The 7,668-nt window shown below is 55.5% G+C and carries 10 protein-coding genes and 1 pseudogene; 1 reads left to right on the top strand and 10 read right to left on the bottom strand.

Annotated elements, in window-relative coordinates:
- Positions 1-789 precede the first annotated feature (789 nt).
- The 3 genes and pseudogenes from FJ147_13045 to FJ147_13035 all read right to left on the bottom strand — a co-directional run bounded on the left by FJ147_13045 (position 790) and on the right by FJ147_13035 (position 2,008).
- Positions 790-930, bottom strand: a pseudogene (locus FJ147_13045) (IS110 family transposase).
- Between the two features lie 102 nt (positions 931-1,032).
- On the bottom strand, positions 1,033-1,479 hold the full coding sequence (locus FJ147_13040; GenBank protein MBM4256809.1) for a putative toxin-antitoxin system toxin component, PIN family: 447 nt from the start codon (positions 1,477-1,479) through the stop codon (positions 1,033-1,035).
- A complete protein-coding gene (locus FJ147_13035) occupies positions 1,466-2,008 on the bottom strand; it encodes a helix-turn-helix transcriptional regulator (GenBank protein MBM4256808.1) in 543 nt (180 codons plus the stop codon). Before FJ147_13035 ends, FJ147_13040 begins: the two co-directional genes overlap by 14 nt.
- 161 nt (positions 2,009-2,169) lie before the next feature.
- Between FJ147_13035 and FJ147_13030 the strand changes: the two genes are divergently transcribed.
- Entirely contained in the window at positions 2,170-3,474 is a 1,305-nt protein-coding gene (locus FJ147_13030) for a hypothetical protein (protein ID MBM4256807.1), read from the top strand.
- 283 nt (positions 3,475-3,757) lie between these two features.
- On the opposite strand, the gene FJ147_13025 is transcribed toward FJ147_13030, so the two are convergent.
- From FJ147_13025 to FJ147_12995, 7 genes are all read right to left on the bottom strand, one after another.
- Complete coding sequence (locus tag FJ147_13025) at positions 3,758-4,177, bottom strand: HNH endonuclease (protein MBM4256806.1); 420 nt, start codon at positions 4,175-4,177, stop codon at positions 3,758-3,760.
- Positions 4,170-4,397: a hypothetical protein gene (locus FJ147_13020; GenBank protein ID MBM4256805.1), complete on the bottom strand. Its 228-nt coding sequence runs from the start codon at positions 4,395-4,397 to the stop codon at positions 4,170-4,172. Before FJ147_13020 ends, FJ147_13025 begins: the two co-directional genes overlap by 8 nt.
- 347 nt (positions 4,398-4,744) lie before the next feature.
- Positions 4,745-5,029, bottom strand: coding sequence for a hypothetical protein (locus FJ147_13015; GenBank protein MBM4256804.1), 285 nt, complete (start codon positions 5,027-5,029; stop codon positions 4,745-4,747).
- A gap of 90 nt (positions 5,030-5,119) precedes the next feature.
- Entirely contained in the window at positions 5,120-5,374 is a 255-nt protein-coding gene (locus FJ147_13010) for a DUF433 domain-containing protein (GenBank protein MBM4256803.1), read from the bottom strand.
- 456 nt (positions 5,375-5,830) lie between these two features.
- Entirely contained in the window at positions 5,831-6,064 is a 234-nt protein-coding gene (locus tag FJ147_13005; protein MBM4256802.1) for a DUF2283 domain-containing protein, read from the bottom strand.
- On the bottom strand, positions 6,049-6,381 hold the full coding sequence (locus FJ147_13000) for a hypothetical protein (GenBank protein MBM4256801.1): 333 nt from the start codon (positions 6,379-6,381) through the stop codon (positions 6,049-6,051). Before FJ147_13000 ends, FJ147_13005 begins: the two co-directional genes overlap by 16 nt.
- Before the next feature lie 439 nt (positions 6,382-6,820).
- Positions 6,821-7,429, bottom strand: coding sequence for a hypothetical protein (locus FJ147_12995; protein ID MBM4256800.1), 609 nt, complete (start codon positions 7,427-7,429; stop codon positions 6,821-6,823).
- Between the last annotated feature and the right edge of the window lie 239 nt (positions 7,430-7,668).

Raw genomic sequence — 7,668 nt, 5'->3', positions numbered from 1 at the left:
CGCGCTCCAACAGCTCAAGGGCCCGCTGGCGCCGCCGCGCAAGTTGTTTGCCTGTTCCGAATGGTCGCATGTCCTCATTATCGCCCAGTCCTCGGGAATACGAACATTAATTTTTGAAAGTTCAGTAAGGAGGCACGAAATGACTCGACAGAAACCGGTCCAAGAGCGTCGACATGCGCAGAAGCCACGAAAACCACAAGCGGCCAAACGACTCCTGATGCCCAAGAAGGCAAGCCCGTTAGGGCGAAGCAAAATCCGTGCAGCCATCGACCGGGTGTTTGCGGCCCGTGGCGAGTAAGTTGTCTCATTTTCGTTATGGCAAGACCGGCGCAATTTCGGAACAGTGTCTTAGAAGGCTCCTGTCAATAAGTTGTAGTTCTCCATGAACACTTTTTTCATGCTCCTGCGATTTTTCCTCATGCTGCAGAAGAGTCACACTCTGTTCCGCATCCCGGTTCTCAAACAGGTGGTCACGATCCTCCATTGAGAACCGCACCAGTCACCCATCAGGATCAAGGCGGTAGGAAAGGGACCTTGCCTGACTCTTTCCGCGCCCCTGGCCAATGTTTGGCCCCAGAAAACCGTCGGTGCCAAGCCATGTCCACAAGTGCCGTGCACAGATTGTGTGGTTTCCCCGCAGGGCCACCCCCTTCTTGGTTCATGACTTAGGTGGTCCGTGTGCCTCCGTACTCAGCCGGAGGACGTGTTTGGATAGAGCAGCGGCCAATCAGGTCTGATGGTTCTCAGCCAACCCCTATTCCCAGCTCACTGCCCCAGCCACTTGTGAGATCAGGCAAATGCTTTGTTTACATCAAACGCCACCTGATCCCGTAAAATGTAATAACAGGCCCGCGCGAGTTTATGCGCCACCGCTTTAATCGCTACCACGCCATTGGTCCTCGCTTGTTTGCGCTGATAGAAGCGTTTGATGTGGGGAATAGGGGACGTTGCGGCATTGGTGGCTTTACGCCGGGGGGCACGGGCAGTTGATCTGCCCGGGGGAATAGAGGACGTTGCAATAGTCTTCATCTTTCACTCCTTGTGTCGTTGCTGCTGTCTGACTGCCCGGACGAAGGCGGGGGGTTCGACGATTTGGATGGAGTGGAAGTGTTTGAGGTTGAGGAGGTGGGGATCACGGGAGACGATGTAGTCAGCTTTGCCTTCGAGCGCACAGGCCAAGAACATATCGTCAGTGGGATCAGACTCGACGCGCTGCACCTGATAGCGGCCTGGCACGATCACTGCCCGCTCCAGCACAAGGCCCAGGAACGCGATGATGTCCTCCTCGGTCGGATGAAACCGTTGGCGAATACGGGGATAATGGAAGACGCGATAGAGTTCGGCGAGGAGATCGGCAGCGGTCACCACCGTAAACGCCTCCTCCGCCAACAGCTCCCGCAGGGTCTTGGTAATTCCGCGCCGGGCAAAGGCCAGGCCAATGAGCACGTTGGTATCGAGCACCGCTTTAAGAGCGGGCATGCCGCGCGCCCCGCACCGCCGTCACCGCCTCATCAATGAGCTGATCAATCTGCTGCTGCTTCATTCCCTTCGAGCCCTGCGCGAGCTTCTCAGTAATGGCGCGAAAGCGTTGGGTCCACGACTGCTCGAGCTTGGGTTTCATCACCTGCTCGACCTGATGTTTCACAATCAACCCTTCCAAGAGCTTCTTCACCGCTGCCTGATCCTCACTATCCAGCCGCGAGACGGCCTCGAACTGCTCTAACAACTCCCGATCGAGAATCTTGCCGGTGGCAATCCCGTTACTCTGGTCAAAGGCGAGTTCATCGAGCGAGACCCCTAACGCCTTGGCCAGGCGCACGAGCACGTCAAGCGTCGGTGAGGATTGATCAGCTTCGTAGCGGCGGAGTTGCGACAGGCCCACGCCGCTTTTTTGCCGCAAGGCGGCCTGGGTTAAGCCTTTCGCTTTGCGCACAGTGGCTAAGTTTCGTCCGAAGGACACGATACCGCCCTCCTTAGGTCTCTCCAATCTTGAGCGGTATCGTAGCATACAGTTTACCGCCCTGGAGCCTTCTGGTGGCGATGGCGATCATTCGCGCTTGACACCGAAGGCCCTCTTGTGGCACGCAATGACCCTAAATAGGTATCTAAAAATTTTCTCTCTGACAAGCACCTTTTCCCGCCTTGCCAGGGGGAAGGGGAGAGTTGGCGATGTCGCGGATTCCAGACGCAGAGTTAGCGCGACTCAAACGCGACCTCAGCATCGAGCAACTCGCTCTAGCGCACGGCATCGTGCTGAAACCGTCCGGCAAGAATCTGCTGGGCTTGTGTCCGTTTCATGACGATCACGAGCCGAGTCTGAGCATTGAACCTGCGCAGAATCTCTGGCACTGCTTTGGTTGTCAGCAAGGCGGCGGCGTGATTGATTGGGTGATGAAAGCCGAGGGCGTCTCCTTTCGCCATGCGGTCGAACTCATACGCACGGCAGTCGTCAGTCCTCAGTTGTCAGTGGTCAGTACCACACCCACCACCCAGCAGCGGATCGTCAAACACTCGCGCACGACGAAACTCGCCGTGCCATTGCCGGGTGATGCCGATGCGCAGCAGTGGACGCAGGTTGTGATGGACGACTATCACACGACGCTGACCGACCGTGCGCCGGAAGGCAAAGCGTATCTGGCCAACCGCGGCCTGCTCAATAACGAACTCATCACGACGTTCAAGCTGGGCTTTGCCAATTGTACGTTGGGCTATCGGTTGCCACGGATGGAAACAACCGAAGGCGCGGTGATCCGTGGGACGCTGCAGCAACTCGGCTATCTGCGTCCGAGTGGGCATGAACACTTGCGCGGCTGTCTCACGGTGCCGATTCTCGATGCCGATGGTCACGTCACGGAGATGTATGGGCGACGTATCACGCATGGCCGCACACCGGAGCAGCCGGTTCATCTCTATCTCCCTGGCCCGCATAAGGGCGTGTGGAATCTCGCGGCCTTCACCAACAGCTCAGAACTGATTCTCTGCGAAGCGGCGTTCGATGCCATGACCTTCTGGGTCCACGGTTTTCGCCACGTCACGTTCAGTTATGGCGTGGAGGGCTTTACGGCGGATCAGCTCACCGTCGATGGCCATCCGCGCAGCGTGCACACGCAGCATACCTATCTCGTCACCCTGCGCAGCTTCTTTCACTGGCTCACCAAACAGCACTGTCTGCCCAGTAGTCCCGCCTCGGAGCTCACGCTCCCCAAACTCGGCAGTACGCTACCCGTCGTCATCACCTCCAGTGAAGCCGAACAGATTCTCAGCCAGATGGATCTTACCTCGCCGCTGGGCTTGCGTGATCGGGCCATGCTGGAGACCTTCTACTCCTCTGGTATTCGCCGTGCGGAACTCTGTGGCTTGTTGGTGCAGGATGTTGATGTGAGCAGAGGCACGTTGTTCATCCGCCACGGCAAAGGCAATAAAGCCCGCATGGTACTCATTGGCGAGCGGGCGATGGAGCGAGGAAAAGTCTAGGAGTCTGGGAGTCATGGACAACGAAGAATGCGGAAGGATGAATGGGAAAACTGTCTAGAGTCACGGAATGTCCAGGGTCTAGAGTCGAAAACAGTTCGGAGTTGAGGGCAGTTCGGAGTCACAAAAAGTCGAGGAGGTTGGGAGTCGAAAACAGTCCGGTGTCACGGAAGGAGCGAGTGGGCGACTGGGCGAATGGGTGAATGGGAGAGAAAGCCGTTGAGAGTATCGGAATGTCCAGGGTCCAGAGTCTAAGGAAGAACGAATAGACAACGGAGCGCATAGACTATTTGTGAGGGTGGCGACCGCGGGCAATTTCTTCCTCACGGATAGCGCGGATGACCGGTCGATTCGGATCAAGAGCCGCAATGGTCGCCTGCCCTATCGCTGTCTGCCCGACAATGACGACGCCTTTCCAGCGAAAGTGCTCGTGCCATCGGTCTTGACGTGGATTGAACAGCCTCACCTCATGACCCGTGTCGGGATCTTTTGCCGTTTGCCGTGCCGCCTTCCGCAGCGAACAGGAGACGCACGCCAGCGCTAAGTTCTCGGCGCTGGTTGGCCCATCAGCGGTAACAGGAACGATATGATCAACATGAAAGGTCGCCTCTTGTCCCTGCTGTGAGAGTTGACAATACTCACACCGTCCTGCTGCCCTACGACGCACGAGACGCCGCAGTGGCGCAGGGATTGCAGCGTTACGCATGGGACCTTTCCTGCCAGAGGCGTTGTGCGCGCAGCCGGAGAAGCGACAAGAGTTCTGCCAGGTCGACCAACCCTTCAGCTTCTGCGCGCTCAGCGGCGGTAAGAGGTTGCCCGCGATCCTGCCGGTCCAACAACTCCTGCAGCCGTTCATTGACCCCGGCTGGTAATTTCAAACTGTCCAGATCTGTTGGCACCTCGATTTCGACAAGTAGCGGCTGCATCATGGGGAGTTCTCCTTTTCGGTAACGCGCAAATATCGTAGATGATCCCAGAAAACGTTACTATACCGCCCACGGGTAAGAATTGCGGATTTTGAGACATAGCGAAAGTCATCGCAAGGTAGCCCGGATGAAACGGAGGAAGAATTGGGGACGTTGCCGTCTTTTTCATCTTTCACTCCTCGCACCGATGCCGCTTGCCCCTCCGTCGGGGGCTGGTCGCCGGGGAAAGCAGCAAGGGTCACAAACTGTCTAGAAGAAGTCTAGGAGTCGCAGAGTCGAGGAGTCTGGGAGTCACGGAAAACGAAACGGAGAATCGGAGAGAGAGAATCGGAGAGGAGAAGTAGCCATTACCACCTGAGACGTTTTTCTCCTCTGTGGTGGAGTTGCCAGTAACTCACGCCGGTATGACGAACCCGCATCGTCTTTCCCATCCGTTGGGATTGGGTGCGGAACTCCGGGCTACGGAGAAACCGATGAACGTAGTCCGCAACCTCATCTTCCCAAATATCAAGGAACACTAAACAGTAGCCTTGATGTAATAACGACGGGTGATAGAAACCGTGATCGAGGGTGAAAAAGGTAGGGCGCTTCAGATGATGGAGCAACGGCAGAATGTCGTCGCGATCCTTCATGCCCAACCTCTATGCCGATTTGCCGGAAATGGATTTTATAGGTCCGCAGGCGTGCACATTCAGGAGCACTAATGTCTTCGTCAAGGATATTCACGCGGCTCGCCGTCGACTCTCCATCTTTTCGAGAAAGGCTTCGTTGGCCAGACCGACGGCCTCGGCGATCGCGTCACGACTGATATGGCCATAGTATGCTCGCAAGATCCAGTCCCAGTCTTTGCCTTGGGCGACATAATAGAGCACGCTTTTTACCATGATCCGCGTGCCCTTAAAGGTCAGATGGCCATGACAAATTTCTGAGTTTGCAACGATGTACTGTCCAAGTTCTTTGCGTTTCCGTGTGCTCATGTGGTCGCCTATTCTGTTTATGGCTCACTTTGACATACCTCCATTGTGATGACAACAGGACAGTGCAGCGCCGGAGCATAGGAGACGTTGCAAGGCAATAAAGGTTACAACACGTCTGGGAGGCGAAGACAGTGCGGAGTCACAAAAAGTCTCAGAGTCTGAGAGTCGAGGAGTCGGGGAGTCACACCGAAAAAGAAACGGAGACTCGGCGAACCGGAGAAACGGTGAACGAAGACGAATGAGGGGGCGACGGGGCGAACGGGTGCGACGGCGACAGTAAGAATAGCCAACAAGGAGGGGGAATTAGGGGTCGTTGCAAGGAAATTGTTGAGGGCAGTTCGGAGTCACAAAAAGTCGAGGAGGTTGGGAGTCGAAAACAGTCCGGTGTCACGGAAGGAGTGAGTGGGCAACTGGGCGAACGGGCGAGGCAGTGTCTGAGCGTCTCAGTGTCACCCATTACTCTACGAGTCGAAGGTCTGCATTGATGGGAAGTTCGAAGATCTCTTTGCGCAGCAGTCGCGTCGAAAAGAACAGCACTTCAAGATTTTCGATCTCACCTGTGGTGGGGTTGAGTCGGGCAACTACGTCATCTCCCAGCTCTTCGGTCTCTTGCTGAGCGTAGGGATGGCACTTATCAATGTACAGAATGTCGGCTTCGCGATCGTATTTGAAACTTAACTTCGCTTCCATTCTACTTCTCCTTCAGTCAGCTTGCGGGCAAGATACGCGGTGATAATCCAACGTCGTCCCTGCATTGCACCATCCGAGACGACAACGACTACGACGTACTTGCCACCACGAATCGCGTCAAACCATCGAACAAACAGTCGGGCGTTACCAAACCGAGCACTCCGGCGCACTTGATCTGGGTCTCCAAGCGTACCGGCAATAGCCCCTCTATGCTCAGGTAGCAGGTCAGGGTGGCGCTCAGCAATATGAACCTCTCGTTCTTCTGTAAGCTCAACTTCAGCTCCTAAATATGGACAGCGGAAGAACGCCATACGAATTTTATACGCTGAAACGTGCCCTTTGCCGAGACCCATCGATCCAGGTGTCACTGGCGGCTTGCTCTCTCTGTCGTGAAGAACGAATGGGCGAGAAGGAAATGGGGGACGTTGCAATCTTTTTCATCTTTCACTCCTCGCGCCGGTGCCGCGTGCCCCCTCTGTCGGGGGCTGGGCGCCAGGGAAACTAGCGAGGGTCACAAACTGTCCAGAAAAGTCGAGGAGTCGCAGAGTCGAGGAGTCTGGGAGTCACGAAGAAACTGAATGGGCGAACGGGCGAGCGGGCGATGGGGCGAGGAAAAGTCTAGGAGTCGAGGAGTCTGGGAGTCATGGACAACGAAGAATGCGAAATGATGAATGGGGAAATAGGCTGCAGGCTGTAGGGAAGGCACAGGAGGCGAGGTCTTTACTTGAGCAATTATGTTCTTTCGTTTGTAGTGCCTTACAGCTGCTCCACCGTTCGAGCCGGATCTTGCCGCTGTTGCCAGAGGATGACGATGTCGCGGTAGTCTACGAAGGTGAGTTCCGCTGGAGTCAAGTGCAGTTCCGCACAGATCTGCGGAAGATCGCGCTGGAAAGCGGAGAATGCTTGCCAAATATGCTCTCCACCAGGGAGATCACGCTGCTGGGAAGAAACCCGTAGCCAGTCACGGATCTGACGAATGGCCAGCTTGGGATCATGGTTATGGGCTACAATATCTTGGCCAGCAATGTCGGACATGAACTTCTGGTAGCGATGGGGCTCGACATCTAGCACGAGCACGCGCTTCTGTTGTTGGCGACGGTTACCAAACTGTTTGCAGCCAAGGAAGATCCCGAGTTCGAGCGGCATATTGAAACGTGGGAACCCGGAGGCACGATCCAACTCCGTTCGGGAGAGGTCATGAATCCCATAGCGACAGGCGGCAACGAGTTGGAAGATAGTAAACAGACGAGTTTGTGACGAGTCGTTCACTTCGAGTGCTGAACGCGCCAGGAAGCCGGCATACTGGACGGCGAAGATGGTGGCATGGAAAAGCGGTTGGAAGTCCCGGTCAAATGGACAGTTGATAAATGGGTGACAGGAGCCTTCTAATGGGTGACCCTAAATTTCCTCAAATCTGAAGTGTACCGAAAATCGGCTTTGGAATATCTGACGCGAGCCAGGGCGGGAGGATTCTATCGTGTGGGGAATCGTATGAAGGAAATATCTGAATATCCTCAATTCCAGGATGAGGATTTTCAAAGAATCTTGTTGGAACAAGTCAGGTGACGAAGGGTAAAGGGGCAAGAAAGCAGGCCAAGGGCGGA

This window comes from Deltaproteobacteria bacterium, assembly GCA_016874775.1.
Lineage (GTDB): Bacteria > Desulfobacterota > Binatia > Bin18 > Bin18 > VGTJ01.
The sequence above is the reverse complement of the archived record's forward strand: the minus strand, read 5'-3'. Positions and strand labels throughout refer to the sequence as shown.

What these genes read in the sequence shown, in the direction of transcription:
- FJ147_13040 (MBM4256809.1), bottom strand. Translation starts at nt 1,479, where the DNA reads ATGCCCGCTCTTAAAGCGGTGCTCGATACCAACGTGCTCATTGGCCTG.
- FJ147_13035 (MBM4256808.1), bottom strand. Translation starts at nt 2,008, where the DNA reads ATGCTACGATACCGCTCAAGATTGGAGAGACCTAAGGAGGGCGGTATC.
- FJ147_13030 (MBM4256807.1), top strand. Translation starts at nt 2,170, where the DNA reads ATGTCGCGGATTCCAGACGCAGAGTTAGCGCGACTCAAACGCGACCTC.
- FJ147_13025 (MBM4256806.1), bottom strand. Translation starts at nt 4,177, where the DNA reads ATGCGTAACGCTGCAATCCCTGCGCCACTGCGGCGTCTCGTGCGTCGT.
- FJ147_13020 (MBM4256805.1), bottom strand. Translation starts at nt 4,397, where the DNA reads ATGCAGCCGCTACTTGTCGAAATCGAGGTGCCAACAGATCTGGACAGT.
- FJ147_13015 (MBM4256804.1), bottom strand. Translation starts at nt 5,029, where the DNA reads ATGAAGGATCGCGACGACATTCTGCCGTTGCTCCATCATCTGAAGCGC.
- FJ147_13010 (MBM4256803.1), bottom strand. Translation starts at nt 5,374, where the DNA reads ATGAGCACACGGAAACGCAAAGAACTTGGACAGTACATCGTTGCAAAC.
- FJ147_13005 (MBM4256802.1), bottom strand. Translation starts at nt 6,064, where the DNA reads ATGGAAGCGAAGTTAAGTTTCAAATACGATCGCGAAGCCGACATTCTG.